The sequence below is a fragment of the Zhengella sedimenti genome (assembly GCF_046506625.1).
GTDB lineage: Bacteria > Pseudomonadota > Alphaproteobacteria > Rhizobiales > Rhizobiaceae > Zhengella > Zhengella sedimenti.
In genome coordinates this window covers 1-17,536 of sequence record NZ_JBKFFP010000014.1, presented here as the reverse complement: position 1 = coordinate 17,536, position 17,536 = coordinate 1, and the positions used below count along the sequence as shown (strand labels likewise).

Genomic DNA, 17,536 nt, shown 5'->3' with positions numbered 1-17,536 from the left:
AAGAGAAGCTGCGCTTCGCCATCCGCGAAGGCGGCCGCACGGTGGGCGCCGGCATCGTCGCCTCCATCATCGAGTGATCCGCTGCCAGCCTGAGGCTGGCCGGGATGAAATCATCGGGAACAGGCGCGGACGTCCGGTCCGCGCCTGTTTGCTTTTCCTGCACATGACATTCGCCCTTGGCCGGCCGCGTCATTTTGCCTATGTCTCGGCATGGTTGGAAGGCAAGGAGCGACGGGCATGAAAGTGTGGCTGCACCACATCAATTTCGTTTCGGAGGATGTGGACCGGCTGAGGCGGTTCTACAGCGACGTGATGGGGCTGGGGCCGCAGGAGGACGACCTGCCGGTGCGCGAGGCGACGCGGGACTATGCCGGCGACGTCGCTTTCCTCAGCGACGGCAATCTGCAGATGCACCTGGCGGAGAAGGACCTCGGCCTTTCCTACCGGGCCGGCAAGGCGGTCAATCCGGTGGAGCGCGGGCATCTTGCCTTCCGGACGGATGACATCGAAGCCTTCAAGGGCCACCTGGAGGAGCGCGGCATTCCCTACAGCGACTACAAGGGCGTGGCCACGGGCACCTGGCACCAGATCTTCTTCCACGATCCGGAAGGCAATGTCGTCGAGGTTCACCAGGTCCTCGAAGGGTGAGGACTGGCCGCGGGCAGTGCCGCGGCCGCCAGATCGCGGGCCCTGCTGGCGGGCTTGCGCCGCGCAAGAACCTATTTTCGCCGCAGCGGCGGCAAAGACGAAAAACGCGCTTGAAATCGCGCGGCGCATGTTGCAAGAAGCGCCGCACGGATACAGGGGTATAGCTCAGTTGGTAGAGCGGCGGTCTCCAAAACCGCAGGTCGGGGGTTCGAGCCCCTCTGCCCCTGCCAGCCGGCATCATAACGGCCAATTCCCTGTCATGAAAAATCCGGCATCCGCGAAATTCCGCTCTTGCATCGAGGGCGTGGTGGTTATATGTACCGCTTTCAGCGTCAGGTGCGTGAAGGCAGAGATTCGCTTTTCCGCACCTTAAACGCATGGCCGGTCCCTCCCCGCGGCGGAGAGGCGACATGAGCTGATCCTAGGTGGCAACGATTGGATGGTTGTCGCGGATTCCAGGTCTGGCTAATCAATTCGCCGGCGTTTGCCCTTTGGCTTGCGCCGGTTGGCCTGTCCCTGAAAGGGCGGGCGTCATGAAGGAAAAAACGGGCGGTCGCGCCGTCCGCGGATGGGAAGTGGGCCAGTCATGGCGGAAAAGACCAAGAATCCTTTCGTTTTTCTCCAGCAGGTGCGCAGCGAGACCTCCAAGGTCACCTGGCCGTCGCGCCGCGAGACAACGATTTCGACCTTCATGGTGATCGTGATGGCATTCCTTGCCGCGATCTTCTTTTTCCTGGCCGATCAGGTCATGGCCTTCGGCGTCGAGCTCATCCTGGGTATCGGCCGGTAATTCGCGAATTCGAGGGAGACGCCTAGCATGACCGCGCGCTGGTACATCGTCCACGCCTACTCGAATTTCGAGAAGAAGGTTGCCGACGCCATCGAGGAGAAGGCCAAGGCCAAGGGCCTGTGGGACCGCTTCGAGAAGATTCTGGTCCCGACTGAAAAGGTGGTCGAGGTGCGCCGCGGCCGCAAGGTCGATGCCGAGCGCAAGTTCTTTCCGGGTTACGTGCTGGTTCGTGCGGACCTCACCGATGACGTGTTCCACCTGATCAAGAACACGCCGAAGGTCACCGGGTTCCTCGGCACGGACTCGAAGCCGGTGCCGATTCCGGACAGGGAGGCCGAGGCCATCCTGACCCAGGTGCAGGAAGGCGTCGACCGGCCGAAGCCGTCGGTCTCCTTCGAGATCGGCGAGCAGGTGCGCGTGTCGGACGGCCCGTTCGCCTCGTTCAACGGCATCGTCCAGGAAGTGGACGAGGAGCGTTCGCGCCTGAAGGTGGAAGTTTCGATTTTCGGCCGGGCAACCCCGGTCGACCTGGAATTCGGTCAGGTCGAAAAGGGCTGACCGAAAGGTTGCCGGCCATGGGGCCGGCATCCTGAACCGGTGGGAGGGCAGGCGGCTTTTGCCGGCCGCCATGCAGGCCCGGACCACCGACTTTGCAACCGCCGTCTCCGCGAGGGAACGGCACAAAACGGGAAAGCAGAGCTGAAATGGCTAAGAAGATTGCAGGCCAGCTGAAGCTTCAGGTCCCGGCCGGAGCGGCCAATCCGTCGCCTCCGATCGGTCCGGCCCTGGGTCAGCGCGGCATCAACATCATGGAATTCTGCAAGGCCTTCAATGCGGCCACGCAGGAGATGGAAAAGGGTCAGCCGACCCCGGTCATCATCACCTATTACCAGGACAAGTCCTTCACCTTCCAGATGAAGCAGCCCCCGGTGAGCTACTTCCTGAAGAAGGCGATCAACCTGAAGTCCGGCTCCAAGACGCCGGGCCGCGACAAGGCCGGCCAGATTTCCCGCGACAAGGTGCGCGAAATCGCCGAAGCCAAGATGAAGGACCTCAACGCCAACGACGTTGAGGCTGCAATGCGCATGGTCGAGGGTTCCGCCCGCTCCATGGGCCTGGAAGTGGTGGGCTGATCCGATGGCGAAGAAGATTGCAAAGCGCATTGCCGCATCGCGTGAGGGTATCGACCGCGACAGGCTGTATCCGCTCGGCGAGGCCATTTCGCTCATCAAGGAGCGCGCCACGGCCAAGTTCGACGAGACGATCGAGGTCGCCATGAACCTCGGCGTCGATCCGCGCCATGCCGACCAGATGGTCCGCGGCGTGGTCAACCTGCCGAACGGCACCGGGCGCACCGTGCGCGTGGCCGTGTTCGCCCGTGGCGACAAGGCCGAGGAAGCCAAGGCCGCCGGCGCCGACGTGGTCGGCGCGGAAGACCTGGTGGAGACCGTGCAGAAGGGCGAGATCAACTTCGACCGCTGCATCGCGACCCCGGACATGATGCCGCTCGTCGGCCGCCTGGGCAAGGTTCTCGGCCCGCGCGGCATGATGCCGAACCCGAAGGTCGGCACGGTGACCATGGACGTCAAGGCGGCTGTCGAGGCCTCCAAGGGCGGTGCCGTGGAGTTCCGCGTCGAGAAGGCCGGCATCGTGCATGGCGGCGTCGGCAAGGCATCCTTCGATGCCAAGTCGCTTGAGGAAAACGTGCGAGCCTTCGCCGACGCTGTCATCAAGGCCAAGCCGTCGGGTGCGAAGGGCAACTACCTGAAGCGCATCGCGCTGTCCTCGACCATGGGGCCGGGCATCAAGATCGACCTGGGTACGATCTCGCAGGCCTGACCGGGCCAAGCGGCGGGCAAGCCCGCCTGAACAAGAATTCCGGGCCGTTCGCGGCCCGGATACGGAAGGAAACTTCCGGACATCCTGTCCGAGATTGCGGGTGGCTCGCCTTAATTCGCATGAGCCTGCATGAGACGGGGTTTAGACCGGAAAGAGGGGCCGCTGGCCCTGCTGGAAGGTTCGAACCGTGTAATCCTTCCGTCTGCGGAATGTTCCGGGGCGGTGGGGGCAGGATCCTTGAGACGCCGTGCGCGGCAATGCGGGGATCTCCGCGGCGCAACGTACGGTAATCCCCAACCGCCGGCATGGCAATCACGCCTGCCGGTCAACTGGAGAGAGGCTGTGGAAAGAGCGGAAAAACGCGAATTCGTCGCGGGCCTGAACGAGGTGTTCAAGAGCACCGGTTCAGTGGTCGTGGCCCACTATGCCGGCCTCACGGTTGCGCAGATGAACGATCTTCGTTCGAAGATGCGCAACGCAGGAGGCACTGTCAAAGTCGCGAAGAACCGCCTCGCCAAGATCGCTCTTCAGGGCACGGAATCCGAAGGCATGTCGGACCTCTTCAAGGGTCAGACGCTGATTGCCTATTCGGATGACCCGGTTGCGGCGCCGAAGGTTGCCGCCGATTTCGCCAAGGGCAATGACAAGCTTGTCATTCTCGGCGGCGCGATGGGCGCGACCGTTCTCGACCAGGAAGGTGTGAAGGCTCTGGCCACCATGCCGTCGCTGGACGAGCTCAGGGCGAAGATCATTGCGATGATCAACACCCCGGCCACGCGCATTGCCGGTGTCACGCAGGCACCCGCCAGCCAGCTGGCCAGGGTGTTCGGCGCCTATGCCCGGAAGGACGAAGCGGCGTGAGGCCGTTCTCAGCACGAAACCAACGTTCGAACCTTTGTGAAGGAATATGAAAATGGCTGATCTTGCCAAGATTGTTGAAGACCTGTCGGCCCTGACCGTCATGGAAGCTGCCGAACTGTCCAAGATGCTCGAAGAGAAGTGGGGCGTTTCCGCCGCTGCTCCGGTTGCCGTGGCTGCCGCCGGTGGCGCTGCCGCCGCCGCCGAGGCCGTGGAAGAAAAGACCGAGTTCGACGTGATCCTCGCCGATGCCGGCGCCAACAAGATCAACGTCATCAAGGAAGTCCGCGCCATCACCGGCCTGGGCCTGAAGGAAGCCAAGGATCTCGTCGAGTCCGCTCCCAAGGCCGTCAAGGAAGCCGTTTCCAAGGGCGAAGCCGAAGACCTCAAGAAGAAGCTCGAGGACGCCGGCGCCAAGGTCGAAGTCAAGTAACCGTCTGGTTTTCCAGGCGTTTGGCGGGCAGGGAAACCTGTCCGCCAGTCCCGTCTCCGGTCCTTCCGGACCAGGCACGGGGCAGGTGGCGAGAACCCATTTCCTGAAGGGCCGGAAGAGGGCCTTCAGGAAACGGGTTTTAACCGTTTGAGGGATTCCGTTCCCGGCGGAGCGGAAGAATTCGGCCAGACAAGGCCAATGCGAGACGAGGAGCGACGATGGCCCAGACCCAGACATTCAACGGTCGCAGGCGCGTACGCAAGTTCTTCGGAAACATTCCGGAAGTTGCGGAGATGCCGAACCTGATCGAGGTTCAAAAAGCATCCTATGACCAGTTCCTGATGGTCGATGAACCCGAGGGCGGGCGGCCCGACGAGGGGCTGCAGGCGGTATTCAAGTCTGTCTTTCCGATCACCGATTTCTCAGGTGCGTCCATGCTGGAGTTCGTCAAGTACGAATTCGAGCAGCCGAAGTTCGACGTCGACGAGTGCCGTCAGCGCGATCTCACCTATGCCGCGCCGCTCAAGGTGACGCTGCGCCTGATCGTGTTCGACATCGACGAGGACACGCAGGCCAAGTCGATCAAGGACATCAAGGAGCAGGACGTCTACATGGGCGACATGCCGCTCATGACGTCCAACGGCACGTTCATCGTGAACGGCACCGAGCGCGTGATCGTTTCGCAGATGCACCGTTCCCCCGGCGTGTTCTTCGACCATGACAAGGGCAAGTCGCATTCGTCGGGCAAGCTGCTGTTTGCCGCGCGCGTCATTCCCTATCGCGGTTCGTGGCTGGACATCGAGTTCGACGCCAAGGACATCGTGCATGCGCGCATCGACCGGCGCCGAAAGATCCCGGTCTCCTCGCTGCTGATGGCGCTGGGCATGGACGGCGAGGAAATCCTCGACACGTTCTATGACAAGCTGACCTTCGTGCGCGACGGCGACAACTGGCGCATTCCCTATTCGGTGGAACGCTACAAGGGCGCCAAGGCGATCACCGACATCATCGACGCCGATACCGGCGAAGTGGTGGTCGAGGCCGGCAAGAAGGTCACGGCGCGCCTCGCCAAGCAGCTTGCCGAGAAGGGCCTGAAGGCCGTCAAGGCGACCGAGGACGACATCTACGGCTCCTACCTCGCCGAGGACATCGTCAATCCGGAAACCGGCGAGATCTATCTCGAGGCCGGCGACGAGCTTGACGAGAAGGCGCTCAAGGTCCTGACGGAAGCCAGTATCGACGAGTTCGACGTGCTCGACATCGACCATGTCAATGTCGGCGGCTACATCCGCAACTCGCTGGCCGTCGACAAGAACGAGAGCCGCCAGGATGCGCTGTTCGACATCTACCGCGTGATGCGTCCGGGCGAGCCGCCGACGATCGAAACCGCGGAAGCGATGTTCAACTCGCTGTTCTTCGACGCCGAGCGTTACGACCTGTCGGCCGTCGGCCGCGTCAAGATGAACATGCGTCTTGGCCTCGATGCCGAGGACACGGTGCGCGTCCTGCGCAAGGACGACATCATCGCCATCGTCAAGACGCTGGTGGAACTGCGCGACGGGCGCGGCGAGATCGACGACATCGACAATCTCGGCAACCGCCGCGTGCGCTCGGTCGGCGAACTGATGGAAAACCAGTACCGCGTCGGGCTGCTGCGCATGGAGCGTGCGATCAAGGAGCGCATGAGCTCCATCGAGATCGACACGGTGATGCCGCAGGACCTGATCAACGCCAAGCCGGCGGCGGCCGCTGTGCGCGAGTTCTTCGGCTCCTCGCAGCTTTCGCAGTTCATGGACCAGACCAACCCGCTGTCGGAGATCACCCACAAGCGCCGCCTGTCGGCGCTCGGACCGGGCGGCCTGACGCGCGAGCGCGCCGGCTTCGAGGTGCGCGACGTGCACCCGACGCATTACGGCCGCATCTGCCCGATCGAGACGCCGGAAGGCCCGAACATCGGCCTGATCAACTCGCTCGCAACCTTTGCCCGCGTCAACAAGTACGGCTTCATCGAGAGCCCGTACCGCAAGGTGATCGACGGCAAGGTGACGCTCGACGTGCAGTACCTCTCCGCCATGGAAGAGGCCAAGCACTACGTTGCCCAGGCCAATGCCGACATTGACGCCGAAGGCCGGTTCGTCGAGGAGTTCGTCGTCTGCCGCCATGCCGGCGAAGTGATGATGGCGCCGCGTGAACTGGTCGACCTGATGGACGTGTCGCCCAAGCAGCTCGTTTCGGTGGCCGCGGCGCTCATTCCCTTCCTTGAGAACGACGACGCCAACCGCGCGCTGATGGGCTCGAACATGCAGCGTCAGGCCGTGCCGCTGGTGCGTGCCGAGGCGCCGTTCGTGGGCACCGGCATGGAGCCGATCGTGGCGCGCGATTCGGGAGCCGCCATTGCCGCGCGGCGGACCGGCGTGGTCGACCAGGTCGACGCGACGCGTATCGTCATCCGCGCGACGGAAGATGTCGATCCGGGCGAGTCCGGCGTGGACATCTACCGGCTGATGAAGTTCCAGCGCTCCAACCAGAACACCTGCATCAACCAGCGTCCGCTGGTCAGCGTGGGCGACCGGATCGAGAAGGGCGACATCATCGCCGACGGTCCGTCCACCGATGTCGGCGACCTGGCGCTCGGCCGCAACGTGCTGGTCGCGTTCATGCCGTGGAACGGCTACAACTACGAGGATTCCATCCTCCTGTCCGAACGCATCGTGCGCGATGACGTCTTCACCTCGATCCATATCGAGGAGTTCGAGGTCATGGCCCGCGACACCAAGCTCGGACCGGAAGAGATCACGCGCGACATTCCGAACGTCTCGGAAGAGGCGCTGAAGAACCTCGACGAGGCCGGCATCGTCTATATCGGTGCGGAAGTCGGCCCGGGCGACATCCTGGTCGGCAAGATCACGCCGAAGGGCGAAAGCCCGATGACGCCGGAAGAGAAGCTGCTGCGCGCCATCTTTGGCGAGAAGGCGTCCGACGTGCGCGACACGTCCATGCGCATGCCGCCCGGCACGTTCGGCACCATCGTGGAAGTGCGCGTCTTCAACCGCCACGGCGTGGAGAAGGACGAGCGCGCCATGGCCATCGAGCGCGAGGAGATCGAGCGCCTGGCCAAGGACCGCGACGACGAGCAGGCCATCCTTGACCGCAACACCTACGCCCGCCTGGCCGAGATGCTGGACGGCAAGGAAGCCATTGCGGGGCCCAAGGGATACAAGAAGGGCGGCCGTCTGGACCAGTCGGTGCTCGGCGAGTATCCGCGGTCGCAGTGGTGGCAGTTCGCCGTCGAGGACGAAGGTCTGCAGAACGCGCTGGAAGCGCTGCGCACCCAGTATGACGAGTCCAAGAAGATGCTCGAGCAGCGCTTCATGGACAAGGTCGAGAAGGTGCAGCGCGGCGACGAAATGCCGCCCGGCGTCATGAAGATGGTCAAGGTCTTCGTGGCCGTGAAGCGCAAGATCCAGCCCGGCGACAAGATGGCCGGACGCCATGGCAACAAGGGTGTCGTGTCGCGGATCGTGCCGGTGGAGGACATGCCGTTCCTGGAGGACGGCACGCATGTCGACATCGTGCTCAATCCGCTGGGTGTGCCAAGCCGCATGAACGTCGGCCAGATCCTGGAGACGCATCTGGGCTGGGCCTGCGCGGGCATGGGCCGCAAGATCGGCGAGATGATCGAGGCTTATAACGAGAACGGCGACATCAAGCCGCTGCGGGCGACGATCGAGGACATCATTCCGGCCAATGACCGCAACGAACCGGTCCGCCAGTATGATGACGAGTCGATCATCCGCCTCGGCACGCAGTTGACGCGCGGCGTTTCGATCGCCACGCCGGTCTTCGACGGCGCGGTGGAGGCCGACATCAACGAGATGCTCGAAATGGCAGGTCTGAAGACCACCGGCCAGTCGACGCTCTATGACGGCCGCACGGGCGAGGAGTTCGACCGCCAGGTCACGGTGGGCTACATCTACATGCTGAAGCTGCACCACCTGGTCGACGACAAGATCCACGCCCGTTCGATCGGACCGTACTCGCTCGTCACCCAGCAGCCGCTGGGCGGCAAGGCGCAGTTCGGCGGCCAGCGCTTCGGCGAGATGGAGGTCTGGGCGCTGGAAGCCTATGGCGCCGCCTACACGCTGCAGGAAATGCTGACCGTGAAGTCGGACGATGTGGCGGGCCGCACCAAGGTCTACGAGGCCATCGTGCGCGGCGACGACACGTTCGAGGCGGGCATTCCGGAGAGCTTCAACGTGCTCGTCAAGGAAATGCGTTCGCTCGGCCTCAATGTCGAACTGGCGACCGCGCGCGTGCCGGATCAGGATGCGCCGGAGCAGTTGCCGGACGCGGCCGAGTAAAGACGAAAAGGCGCGCGCCGCGTGATCCGTCACGCGGCGCGCCGGTCCATCGCGGAACTGTCCCGGCAGGCGGACCGTTTCGCAACAAGGGCGGAAGGCCAGGGCGTGGGCGCCCGCTCCGCCGGATCATTTCAAGGGGTCGTCCCGGACCCCGCCAAGGAGAACGGCATGAACCAAGAGGTCATGAATCTTTTCAACCCTCAGGCACCGGCCCAGAATTTCGACTCCATCCGGATTTCGCTGGCCAGCCCTGAGAAGATTCTGTCCTGGTCTTTCGGCGAGATCAAGAAGCCGGAAACGATCAACTACCGCACGTTCAAGCCCGAGCGTGACGGCCTGTTCTGCGCGCGCATCTTCGGCCCGATCAAGGACTACGAATGTCTTTGCGGCAAGTACAAGCGCATGAAGTACAAGGGCATCATCTGCGAGAAGTGCGGCGTCGAGGTCACGCTGTCGCGGGTGCGCCGCGAGCGCATGGGCCATATCGAACTGGCCGCGCCGGTCGCCCATATCTGGTTCCTCAAGTCGCTGCCGAGCCGCATCGGAACGCTGCTCGACATGACGCTGAAGGATATCGAGCGCGTCCTCTATTTCGAGAACTACATCGTCACCGAGCCGGGCCTGACCTCGCTGAAGGAGCATCAGCTCCTGTCTGAAGAGGAATACATGCTGGCCGTCGACGAGTTCGGCGAGGACAGCTTCACCGCCATGATCGGCGCCGAGGCCATCCACGAGCTCCTGGCATCGCTGGAACTGCCGCGCATCGCTGTCCAGCTTCGTGACGAACTGGCCGAGACCACGTCGGAACTGAAGCAGAAGAAGCTGCTGAAGCGCCTCAAGGTGGTCGAGAACTTCATGGAATCCGGCAACAAGCCGGAATGGATGATCATGAAGATCGTGCCGGTGATCCCGCCGGACCTGCGTCCGCTGGTGCCGCTGGACGGCGGCCGTTTCGCGACCTCCGACCTGAATGACCTCTACCGCCGCGTCATCAACCGCAACAACCGCCTCAAGCGGCTGATCGAGTTGCGCGCGCCGGGCATCATCATCCGCAACGAGAAGCGCATGCTGCAGGAGGCCGTCGACGCTTTGTTCGACAACGGCCGGCGCGGCCGCGTCATCACCGGCGCCAACAAGCGTCCGCTGAAGTCGCTGTCCGACATGCTGAAGGGCAAGCAGGGCCGCTTCCGCCAGAACCTGCTCGGCAAGCGCGTCGACTATTCCGGCCGTTCGGTCATCGTGACCGGACCGGAACTCAAGCTGCACCAGTGCGGCCTGCCGAAGAAGATGGCGCTGGAACTGTTCAAGCCGTTCATCTATGCCCGTCTCGACGCCAAGGGCTATTCGTCCACGGTCAAGCAGGCCAAGAAGCTGGTCGAGAAGGAAAAGCCGGAAGTCTGGGACATCCTGGACGAGGTCATCCGCGAGCATCCGGTGCTGCTCAACCGTGCGCCGACGCTCCACCGCCTCGGCATCCAGGCGTTCGAGCCGGTGCTGATCGAGGGCAAGGCGATCCAGCTTCACCCGCTGGTCTGCACCGCCTTCAACGCCGACTTCGACGGCGACCAGATGGCCGTCCACGTGCCGTTGTCGCTGGAAGCGCAGCTCGAGGCGCGCGTGCTGATGATGTCGACCAACAACATCCTGCACCCGGCCAACGGCGCGCCGATCATCGTTCCGTCGCAGGACATGGTCCTGGGTCTCTATTACCTGTCGATCATGAACCAGAACGAGCCCGGCGAAGGCATGGTCTTTGCCGACATGGGCGAGCTTCACCACGCGCTGGATTCCGGCGCGGTGACGCTGCATGCCAAGATCAAGGGCCGCTTCAAGACCGTCGACGCCGAGGGCAACCCGGTTTCGAAGATCCATGAAACGACACCCGGCCGCATGATCATCGGCGAACTGCTGCCGAAGAACGTCAACGTGCCCTTCGACATCTGCAACCAGGAAATGACCAAGAAGAACATCTCCAAGATGATCGACACGGTCTACCGCCATTGCGGACAGAAGGAGACGGTCATCTTCTGCGACCGGATCATGCAGCTCGGCTTCACGAATGCCTGCAAGGCGGGCATCTCGTTCGGCAAGGACGACATGGTGATCCCGGACACCAAGGCGAAGCTGGTGGCCGAAACCGACAAGCTCGCAAAGGAATACGAGCAGCAGTACAATGACGGCCTGATCACCCAGGGCGAGAAGTACAACAAGGTCGTCGATGCCTGGGCCAAGTGCTCGGAGAAGGTCGCCGACGAGATGATGGCGCGCATCAAGGCCGTCGAATTCGACGACACCGGCCGCCAGAAGCCGATGAACTCGGTCTACATGATGTCGCATTCGGGCGCGCGCGGTTCGCCGACCCAGATGCGCCAGCTTGCCGGCATGCGCGGCCTCATGGCCAAGCCGTCGGGCGAGATCATCGAGACCCCGATCATCTCGAACTTCAAGGAAGGCCTGACGGTCCTGGAATACTTCAACTCCACCCACGGCGCCCGCAAGGGTCTGGCCGACACGGCGTTGAAGACGGCCAACTCCGGCTACCTGACGCGCCGCCTTGTGGACGTGGCGCAGGACTGCATCGTCAATGCCGTGGATTGTGGCACCGATCGCGGCCTGACCATGCAGCCCATCGTCGATGCCGGCCAGGTGGTGGCCTCGCTCGGCCAGCGCATTCTCGGCCGCACGGCGCTCGACGACATCAACCATCCGGTTTCGGGCGAACTGATCGCCAAGGCCGGAACGCTGCTGGACGAGCGTGACGTGGACGCCATCGAGAAGGCCGGCATCCAGTCGGTGCGGATCCGCTCGGCGCTGACCTGCGACGTCAAGACCGGCGTGTGCTCGGTCTGCTACGGCCGCGACCTTGCTCGCGGCACGCCCGTGAACATGGGCGAGGCGGTCGGCGTCATCGCGGCGCAGTCGATCGGCGAGCCCGGAACGCAGCTCACCATGCGTACCTTCCACATGGGCGGCACGGCGCAGGTCGTCGACTCCTCCTTCATCGAGGCCTCCTACGAGGGCACGGTGGAGATCAAGAACCGCAACGTGGTGCGCAACTCCGAGGGCAATCTCGTGGTCATGGGCCGCAACATGGCGGTCACGATCAAGGACGAGGGCGGCAAAGAACGCGCGTCGCACCGCGTGACCTACGGCGCGCGGCTGTTCGTCGACGACGGCGACAAGGTCAAGCGCGGCCAGCGCATTGCCGAGTGGGACCCGTATACGCGTCCGATCATGACGGAAGTCGAGGGCCGGGTGGCGTTCGAGGACCTGATCGACGGCGTTTCCATGCAGGAGGCGACGGAAGAGACGACGGGCATCACCAAGCGCGAGGTCACCGACTGGCGTTCGACGCCGCGCGGCACGGACCTCAAGCCGGCCATCGCCATCGAGGGCAAGGACGGCAAGATCGCCAAGCTGCCGCGTGGCGGCGAGGCGCGCTACCTCATGTCGGTCTCGACGGTCCTTTCGGTGGAACCGGGTGCAACGGTGCGTCCGGGCGACGTGCTGGCCCGTATCCCCATGGAAAGCGCCAAGACCAAGGACATCACGGGCGGTCTGCCGCGCGTGGCGGAACTGTTCGAGGCGCGCCGTCCCAAGGATCATGCGATCATTGCGGAAGTGTCCGGCACGGTCCGCTTCGGCCGCGACTACAAGAACAAGCGCCGCATCGTCATCGAGCCGTTCGAGGAAGGCGTGGAGCCGGTCGAGTATCTCATTCCGAAGGGCAAGCCGTTCCATCTCCAGGACGGCGACACCATCGAGAAGGGCGACTACCTGCTCGACGGCAACCCGGCGCCGCATGACATCCTGGCCATCAAGGGCGTGGAAGCGCTGGCTTCCTACCTCGTCAACGAGATCCAGGAGGTCTATCGCCTGCAGGGCGTGCTTATCAACGACAAGCACATCGAGGTGATCGTCCGCCAGATGCTGCAGAAGATCGAGATCACGGAGCAGGGCGACTCGGTCTACATCCCGGGCGACCATGTCGATGCGATCGAGTTCGACGAGATCAACGAACGTCTCGTCGAGGAAGGCAAGCAGCCCGCCAAGGGCGAGCCGGTCCTGCTCGGCATCACCAAGGCGTCGCTGCAGACCCCGTCCTTCATCTCGGCGGCCTCGTTCCAGGAGACCACGCGCGTGCTGACCGAGGCGGCTGTCGCCGGCAAGATCGACACGCTGCAGGGCCTGAAGGAGAACGTCATCGTCGGACGCCTGGTGCCGGCCGGCACGGGCGGCGCGATGAACCAGATCCGCCGGATCGCCACGTCGCGCGACGACCTGATCCTGGAGGAGCGCCGCCGCACGACAGGCGCGGAAGAAGCCTCGCCGATGATCTCGAACATGACGGAAACCGCCGGCGAGTAAGCCCGGCGCCTCCTGTCAAAAGTCAAGCCGCCGCGGGCAACCCGCGGCGGCTTCTTTCATCTCCAGTTGCGCAAGCCGGTCTTGTGGCGTTTCGTTGCAACGCCAATTTCCCGATTCGAATGCGTTGGTTATGTGAACTTCTTCACAGACGATCCGAAATCCGCTGTGGTCTCATTCCCCTGCGGCAGTCGATCGGGTCCGTGACCTCCCAAGCCGCCACTTCCAAAGGCCGTTCGGTTGTTGCCCCACCGGACGGTCTTTTTTATCCGGGGCGGGTGGGTGCCGCGGGCAGGCGTCAGTCTGTTTCGGTGAATGTGACGATGGCGACTTCGCCTTCGGTGGCGCCCTGCCAGGCGGAAGCGTGGGGCTCCTCGTCCGGCTGTCCTTCCATTTCGCCGATCTGGTCGAACTCGGCCTCCGCATAGCCCTCGTCGGCGAGGGCTTCGAGGGCGCGACGGACAGCCGAATCGTCATCGGGCGCCGTCAGCAGGACGTGAACGCCGGTCGATTCGCCACCGGTTTCCCGCCATACCCGGCCGACGATGATCATGACGGGCAATTCGGCTGGGTCGGACATTTCTGATTCCCTGTCTGTTGGTGCCGCAGCCCGGAAAGGGCGGCCGATTCCACGCCACGCTAGTGAAGCGGCCTGCCAAGGTAAAGGGCAGGGGTGACGGACATGGTACCTGCGGCAACAATGCATGTCTTTCGGCGCTTCCGCGCGCAATAAAGTTACCCCCGCAGGCGGGGCGCGGCCGATGCGCGATAAAACTGGCGTTTCAGGCTTGACGGACCGGGGGATAGCGAGTAGTACCCGCCTCGTCTGAGCCGATGTGAGGCCGGTTTTCCGGGGCGCCAAGCCTTGGAGTTTCGCCTCAAACAGGGTTCGTTTTACGAGCGACGCACATCATTGGGGCATGAGACGGGTTTCCGTTTCCTCTGCTTTGTTTGCGGGCTGGACCACCAGGTAGGTGGTTTGTTGCCCGTTTTGCGCATGATAACGGCGCTGAAAACCGCCCTGAACGGGCCTGGACACGGAATTATTGAGCGAAGAGGAAGGTTTGAATGCCTACCGTCAACCAGCTGATCCGCAAGCCGCGCACCGCGCCGGTCAAGCGCAACAAGGTGCCGGCCATGCAGGCCAATCCGCAGAAGCGGGGCGTGTGCACGCGCGTCTACACCACCACGCCGAAGAAGCCGAACTCGGCCCTTCGCAAGGTGGCGAAGATCCGCCTCACCAATGGCTTCGAGGTCATCGGCTACATCCCCGGCGAAGGCCATAACCTTCAGGAGCACTCCGTGGTCATGATCCGCGGCGGCCGCGTGAAGGACCTTCCGGGCGTACGTTACCACATCATCCGCGGCGTGCTCGACACGCAGGGTGTCAAGGACCGCAAGCAGCGCCGTTCCAAGTACGGCGCCAAGCGTCCGAAGTAAGGATTTCCGGCCTCCGGTCGCGTAGCGCGCCTGGCCGTATCAGTGAGAGACAGGAAGACCCATGTCCCGACGTCACCGTGCAGAAAAGCGTGAGATCAACCCGGATCCGAAATTCTCGGACCTGGTCGTCACGAAGTTCATGAACGCCGTCATGCTCGATGGCAAGAAGTCGGTTGCCGAGCGCATCGTGTACGGCGCTCTCGACCAGATGGAGTCCAAGGCGAAGCAGGATCCGCTGGCCATGTTCCACCAGGCACTCGACAATGTCGCGCCGCATGTGGAGGTGCGTTCCCGCCGTGTCGGCGGCGCGACCTACCAGGTCCCGGTCGATGTCCGTCCGGAGCGCCGCCAGGCGCTTGCCATCCGCTGGCTGATCAACGCTGCGCGTTCGCGCAACGAGACCACGATGGTCGATCGCCTGTCCGGCGAACTGCTTGATGCGGCCAACAACCGCGGTTCCGCGGTGAAGAAGCGCGAAGACACGCACCGGATGGCCGAAGCCAACCGCGCGTTCTCGCACTACCGCTGGTAATTCAAAGAGCGACGATCCAGGAAGGCAACCTCCCATGGCCCGCGAATACAAGATCGAAGACTACCGCAATTTCGGCATCATGGCGCATATCGACGCCGGCAAGACGACGATGACCGAGCGGATCCTGTTCTACACCGGCAAGTCGCACAAGATCGGCGAAGTGCACGACGGCGCGGCCACCATGGACTGGATGGAACAGGAGCAGGAGCGCGGCATCACCATCACGTCGGCTGCCACGACCACCTTCTGGGAAGGCCGTGACAAGAAGCGCCGCCGCTACAACATCATCGACACGCCCGGCCACGTGGACTTCACCATCGAGGTGGAGCGCTCGCTGCGCGTTCTCGACGGCGCCGTGGCGCTGCTGGACGCCAATGCCGGCGTCGAGCCGCAGACGGAGACCGTGTGGCGCCAGGCGGACAAGTACCATGTGCCGCGCATGATCTTCGCCAACAAGATGGACAAGATCGGCGCCGACTTCTTCCGCTGCGTCGAGATGGTCGGTTCCCGCCTCGGCGCGACCCCGGTCGTCATCCAGTTGCCGATCGGCGCGGAAAACGACTTCAAGGGTGTCGTCGACCTGATCGAGATGCAGGCTTATGTCTGGCGCGACGAGACGCTGGGCGCTGCCTGGGACATCGTCGAGATTCCGGCCGACCTGAAGGACCAGGCCGAAGAGTGGCGCGAGAAGATGATCGAGACCGTCGTCGAAATCGACGAAGGGGCGATGGAGCGTTACCTCGAAGGGGAAATGCCGTCCAACGACGAGATCCGCAAGCTGATCCGCCAGGGCACGATCGCCGTTCAGTTCTTCCCGATGATGTGCGGCTCGGCATTCAAGAACAAGGGCGTGCAGCCGCTGCTCGACGCAGTGACGGAGTTCCTGCCGTCGCCGGTCGACGTTCCGGCGATCCGCGGCATCGATCCGAAGACCGAAGGCGAGATCACGCGCAAGTCGGCGGACGAAGAGCCGCTGTCCATGCTGGCGTTCAAGATCATGAACGACCCGTTCGTGGGCTCGCTGACCTTCGCCCGCATCTATTCGGGCGTCCTGACCAAGGGTTCGTCGCTCGCCAACACGGTGAAGGACAAGCGCGAGCGTATCGGCCGCATGCTGCAGATGCACTCCAACTCGCGTGAGGACATCGAGGAAGCGTTTGCCGGCGACATCGTCGCGCTGGCCGGCCTGAAGGACACGACCACGGGCGACACGCTGTGCGATCCGCTCAAGCCGGTCATCCTGGAGCGCATGGAATTCCCGGATCCGGTGATCCAGATCGCCATCGAGCCGAAGACCAAGGGCGACCAGGAGAAGATGGGCCTCGCGCTCAACCGCTTGGCTGCCGAGGATCCGTCCTTCCGCGTCAAGTCCGACGAGGAATCCGGCCAGACCATCATCGCGGGCATGGGCGAACTGCATCTCGACATCATCGTCGACCGCCTGAAGCGCGAGTTCAAGGTCGAGGCCAATGTCGGCGCGCCGCAGGTGGCTTATCGCGAGACGATCACCAAGCAGGCCGAGATCGACTACACCCACAAGAAGCAGTCGGGCGGGTCGGGCCAGTTCGCGCGCGTCAAGATCGTGTTCGAGCCCAATCCGGAAGGCGAGGATTTCGTGTTCGAATCCAAGATCGTCGGCGGTTCGGTTCCGAAGGAATACATTCCCGGCGTCCAGAAGGGCATCGAGAGCGTTCTCACCTCCGGTCCGGTCGCGGGCTTCCCGATGCTCGGCGTGAAGGCCACGCTGATCGATGGCGCCTACCACGACGTCGACTCCTCGGTCCTGGCCTTCGAGATCGCGTCCCGCGCGGCTTTCCGCGAGGGTGCGCAGAAGGCCGGTGCCCAGCTGCTCGAGCCGATCATGAAGGTCGAGGTCGTGACGCCGGAAGATTACGTCGGCGACGTGATCGGCGACCTGAATTCGCGGCGCGGGCAGATCCAGGGCACCGAGGCCCGCGGCATCGCGACCGTGGTCAACGCCTTCGTGCCGCTGGCCAACATGTTCAAGTACGTCGACAGCCTGCGCTCCATGTCGCAGGGCCGTGCCCAGTACACGATGATCTTCGATCATTACGAGCCGGTCCCGTCCGCGGTCGCACAGGAAATCCAGAAGAAGTACGCCTGACCGGCACGCTTCACTGAAACGCTAATTCAAAGGCTCCGGGATGGGGCCGCAAGGAATGGAGAGGCCCAATGGCGAAGGGTAAATTCGAGCGCAACAAGCCGCATGTGAACATTGGCACGATCGGCCACGTTGACCATGGCAAGAC

14 protein-coding genes and 1 tRNA gene are annotated in these 17,536 nt (G+C 63.4%); 14 read left to right on the top strand and 1 reads right to left on the bottom strand.

The annotated features are described in order from the left end of the window. The 11 genes from ACLB6G_RS20775 to rpoC all read left to right on the top strand — a co-directional run. Positions 1-77, top strand: a 77-nt coding sequence (locus ACLB6G_RS20775) for an EF-Tu C-terminal domain-related protein (protein WP_144623229.1), incomplete at its 5' end; no start/stop codon positions are given. 160 nt (positions 78-237) lie between these two features. Next, positions 238-648 (top strand): VOC family protein, encoded by a 411-nt coding sequence (locus ACLB6G_RS20770; RefSeq protein ID WP_410358052.1) that lies wholly within the window; start codon positions 238-240, stop codon positions 646-648. Between the two features lie 154 nt (positions 649-802). Then, positions 803-878 (top strand) — tRNA-Trp (locus ACLB6G_RS20765). 356 nt (positions 879-1,234) lie between these two features. Continuing rightward, on the top strand, positions 1,235-1,438 hold the full coding sequence (gene secE, locus ACLB6G_RS20760) for a preprotein translocase subunit SecE (RefSeq protein WP_410358051.1): 204 nt from the start codon (positions 1,235-1,237) through the stop codon (positions 1,436-1,438). Positions 1,439-1,465: 27 nt separating this feature from the next. Then, positions 1,466-1,996 carry a transcription termination/antitermination protein NusG gene (nusG, locus tag ACLB6G_RS20755; RefSeq protein ID WP_410358050.1) on the top strand — a complete coding sequence of 177 codons (531 nt, stop codon included), beginning with the start codon at positions 1,466-1,468 and terminating at the stop codon, positions 1,994-1,996. A 146-nt stretch (positions 1,997-2,142) separates the two neighbouring features. After that, positions 2,143-2,571 carry a 50S ribosomal protein L11 gene (gene rplK / locus ACLB6G_RS20750; RefSeq protein ID WP_410358049.1) on the top strand — a complete coding sequence of 143 codons (429 nt, stop codon included), beginning with the start codon at positions 2,143-2,145 and terminating at the stop codon, positions 2,569-2,571. 4 nt (positions 2,572-2,575) lie between these two features. Further along, positions 2,576-3,277, top strand: a complete 702-nt coding sequence (gene rplA / locus ACLB6G_RS20745; RefSeq protein WP_410358048.1) for a 50S ribosomal protein L1 — start codon at positions 2,576-2,578, stop codon at positions 3,275-3,277. A gap of 342 nt (positions 3,278-3,619) precedes the next feature. Further along, on the top strand, positions 3,620-4,138 hold the full coding sequence (gene rplJ / locus ACLB6G_RS20740; RefSeq protein WP_410358047.1) for a 50S ribosomal protein L10: 519 nt from the start codon (positions 3,620-3,622) through the stop codon (positions 4,136-4,138). 52 nt (positions 4,139-4,190) lie between these two features. Next, the gene (rplL, locus tag ACLB6G_RS20735) at positions 4,191-4,568 is read left to right on the top strand and encodes a 50S ribosomal protein L7/L12 (RefSeq protein WP_410358046.1); all 378 of its coding nucleotides are present in this window, start codon (positions 4,191-4,193) and stop codon (positions 4,566-4,568) included. 218 nt (positions 4,569-4,786) lie between these two features. Next, positions 4,787-8,929 carry a DNA-directed RNA polymerase subunit beta gene (gene rpoB / locus ACLB6G_RS20730; RefSeq protein WP_410358045.1) on the top strand — a complete coding sequence of 1,381 codons (4,143 nt, stop codon included), beginning with the start codon at positions 4,787-4,789 and terminating at the stop codon, positions 8,927-8,929. Between the two features lie 168 nt (positions 8,930-9,097). Beyond that, entirely contained in the window at positions 9,098-13,297 is a 4,200-nt protein-coding gene (gene rpoC / locus ACLB6G_RS20725; RefSeq protein WP_410358044.1) for a DNA-directed RNA polymerase subunit beta', read from the top strand. Positions 13,298-13,592: 295 nt separating this feature from the next. Here the strand turns inward: rpoC and ACLB6G_RS20720 are convergent, their stop codons facing one another. Then, the gene (locus tag ACLB6G_RS20720) at positions 13,593-13,874 is read right to left on the bottom strand and encodes a transcriptional regulator (RefSeq protein ID WP_410358043.1); all 282 of its coding nucleotides are present in this window, start codon (positions 13,872-13,874) and stop codon (positions 13,593-13,595) included. A gap of 488 nt (positions 13,875-14,362) precedes the next feature. Between ACLB6G_RS20720 and rpsL the strand changes: the two genes are divergently transcribed. The 3 genes from rpsL to fusA all read left to right on the top strand — a co-directional run bounded on the left by rpsL (position 14,363) and on the right by fusA (position 17,391). Next, on the top strand, positions 14,363-14,734 hold the full coding sequence (gene rpsL, locus ACLB6G_RS20715) for a 30S ribosomal protein S12 (protein WP_410358042.1): 372 nt from the start codon (positions 14,363-14,365) through the stop codon (positions 14,732-14,734). Positions 14,735-14,795: 61 nt separating this feature from the next. After that, positions 14,796-15,266: a 30S ribosomal protein S7 gene (rpsG, locus tag ACLB6G_RS20710; RefSeq protein WP_410358041.1), complete on the top strand. Its 471-nt coding sequence runs from the start codon at positions 14,796-14,798 to the stop codon at positions 15,264-15,266. 34 nt (positions 15,267-15,300) lie between these two features. Then, on the top strand, positions 15,301-17,391 hold the full coding sequence (gene fusA, locus ACLB6G_RS20705; RefSeq protein WP_410358040.1) for an elongation factor G: 2,091 nt from the start codon (positions 15,301-15,303) through the stop codon (positions 17,389-17,391). The last annotated feature ends 145 nt before the right edge of the window (positions 17,392-17,536 follow it).

Excerpts from the sequence above, each read along its gene's own strand:
- ACLB6G_RS20770 (WP_410358052.1), top strand. The coding sequence starts at position 238 with ATGAAAGTGTGGCTGCACCACATCAATTTCGTTTCGGAGGATGTGGAC.
- secE (WP_410358051.1), top strand. The coding sequence starts at position 1,235 with ATGGCGGAAAAGACCAAGAATCCTTTCGTTTTTCTCCAGCAGGTGCGC.
- nusG (WP_410358050.1), top strand. The coding sequence starts at position 1,466 with ATGACCGCGCGCTGGTACATCGTCCACGCCTACTCGAATTTCGAGAAG.
- rplK (WP_410358049.1), top strand. The coding sequence starts at position 2,143 with ATGGCTAAGAAGATTGCAGGCCAGCTGAAGCTTCAGGTCCCGGCCGGA.
- rplA (WP_410358048.1), top strand. The coding sequence starts at position 2,576 with ATGGCGAAGAAGATTGCAAAGCGCATTGCCGCATCGCGTGAGGGTATC.
- rplL (WP_410358046.1), top strand. The coding sequence starts at position 4,191 with ATGGCTGATCTTGCCAAGATTGTTGAAGACCTGTCGGCCCTGACCGTC.
- rpoB (WP_410358045.1), top strand. The coding sequence starts at position 4,787 with ATGGCCCAGACCCAGACATTCAACGGTCGCAGGCGCGTACGCAAGTTC.
- rpoC (WP_410358044.1), top strand. The coding sequence starts at position 9,098 with ATGAACCAAGAGGTCATGAATCTTTTCAACCCTCAGGCACCGGCCCAG.
- ACLB6G_RS20720 (WP_410358043.1), bottom strand. The coding sequence starts at position 13,874 with ATGTCCGACCCAGCCGAATTGCCCGTCATGATCATCGTCGGCCGGGTA.
- rpsL (WP_410358042.1), top strand. The coding sequence starts at position 14,363 with ATGCCTACCGTCAACCAGCTGATCCGCAAGCCGCGCACCGCGCCGGTC.
- rpsG (WP_410358041.1), top strand. The coding sequence starts at position 14,796 with ATGTCCCGACGTCACCGTGCAGAAAAGCGTGAGATCAACCCGGATCCG.
- fusA (WP_410358040.1), top strand. The coding sequence starts at position 15,301 with ATGGCCCGCGAATACAAGATCGAAGACTACCGCAATTTCGGCATCATG.